Origin of the sequence: Leptotrichia sp. OH3620_COT-345 (genome assembly GCF_003932895.1) — a bacterium.
Lineage (GTDB): Bacteria > Fusobacteriota > Fusobacteriia > Fusobacteriales > Leptotrichiaceae > Pseudoleptotrichia.
In genome coordinates this window covers 1-1,139 of record NZ_RQYW01000060.1, presented here as the reverse complement: position 1 = coordinate 1,139, position 1,139 = coordinate 1, and the positions used below count along the sequence as shown (strand labels likewise).

Annotated in this window: 2 protein-coding genes; both read right to left on the bottom strand. The window is 30.2% G+C overall.

The annotated features are described in order from the left end of the window. Positions 1 to 202: 202 nt before the first annotated feature. Positions 203 to 673, bottom strand: coding sequence for a hypothetical protein (locus EII29_RS12730; protein ID WP_199726085.1), 471 nt, complete (start codon positions 671 to 673; stop codon positions 203 to 205). Then, positions 670 to 1,139 (bottom strand): hypothetical protein (locus tag EII29_RS12265; RefSeq protein WP_158612537.1); only part of this gene is annotated, 470 nt, incomplete at its 5' end. The genes EII29_RS12730 and EII29_RS12265, both read right to left, overlap by 4 nt.

Here is a 1,139-nt window from a genome sequence, read left to right as displayed (position 1 = left end):
ATGATGGTCTCCTATCGGTAACTCCAAACTTTTTTGCAAAAAAGTTTGACAAAAAACTTCCCAACATAAATTATTTCATACTCAAAAACACTTCATTCGCTAAAAAATCACAAACTCACTTCGTTCAAACAGTGATTTTTCTTTACGCTCATTCCCGTATTTTTTTCGTTGAAATAATTTGAATGTTGGGGTGACTTTCATATTAATTACACATCTTTGTAAATCCATTAGCCTTTATTATTTTCTGAGCTATTTCATTAGTTGAAAGATACCTATTATATGATAAGCTACAATAGTTATTTAAACTTATTTTCTTATGATAAAAAACATTAGAACAGCTATTAGTTTTACTAAAAATTATCGGTATTCCATAACCTGTTTGTGAGTCTATCAAATTTCCTAACTTTTGATTTATAGATGTCCCTTGAGGCAATATTAGTGTTATTCCTTCAAATTGAACTTTTTTGTTTACTGGTCTTTTTGAAATGTCTTTTATTGCTTCATATACTCCTTCTTTATATTTTTCATTATCTATTGCTCCCCCCCCCCCATTTTTTTCTCTTGTTTTTTCAGTTTGATACTCATCTTTTATATCTCCTGCTATCTGCTGTGCATAATAACACGAATTCAATGCTATTACTGACATTAACATCAGAATTATTCTTTTTTTCATCTTAAACCAACTCCATTTCTTAAACTTTCTATATACTCACTTATATCCAATGCTCCCAACTTTCCTCTTCTTATGCTCTCATTCATACTATTCGTTATATAATTACTCGGTAAACCTTTATCAATATATCTACCCTGATTATATTCTTTCTCAAAATCTCTTCTATTATACTCTGTTACTCCTTCTCTATCTTTCAGTAATTTATCTATTTCTCCTGCATATATTGCTGAGTAATATGTGTAAGCTCCGTGTCCGTCATTTAACCACTTTTTCATTATCCAATTATCTGAAAGTTTCCCTTTGCCTTCTGCTATTAAGTTATCTTTTACTTCTTCTTGGTAGTTTCCTCTTATTTGACTTAACTGTTCACTTGTTATCGGCATTGAATAATTATTTTCCTTTAGCCACTTACTCGGATTTTCATTATACTTTGCTTTCTCCTCTTCACTTACTAATTTCGGTAATG

Excerpts from the sequence above, each read along its gene's own strand:
- EII29_RS12730 (WP_199726085.1), bottom strand. The coding sequence starts at position 673 with ATGAAAAAAAGAATAATTCTGATGTTAATGTCAGTAATAGCATTGAAT.